Annotated in this window: 1 pseudogene; it reads right to left on the reverse strand. The window is 35.8% G+C overall.

The features are described 5' to 3' along the window. Positions 1-254, reverse strand: a pseudogene (locus tag SB717_RS37760) (DNA-binding response regulator); the annotation flags it as partial.

The following is a 254-nucleotide window of genomic DNA, read 5'->3' on the forward strand; positions in this document are numbered from 1 at the left end:
GTTCTCCCATTTCTTCTATTGTAATGCCCTCTTCGAATCCTTTTATAATGCCTTTCACTTTTTGCAGTGTTAACGGATCCACACCTGTCGGTAAGTTTTTTATGTCTTGTGTTTGCGAAGTCCCGAAGAAATTATCGATGAGTGCTTGATTTACTTCATTGTTACTATGTAATAGTTGCTTCTTTCTTTTATAGTCTTCAATTGTGCGAACAAATTTTTCTAACGTGACCGGTTTTATAAGATAGTTGCTTACG

Origin of the sequence: Priestia sp. SIMBA_032, assembly GCF_046535215.1 — a bacterium.
Lineage (GTDB): Bacteria > Bacillota > Bacilli > Bacillales > Bacillaceae_H > Priestia > Priestia aryabhattai.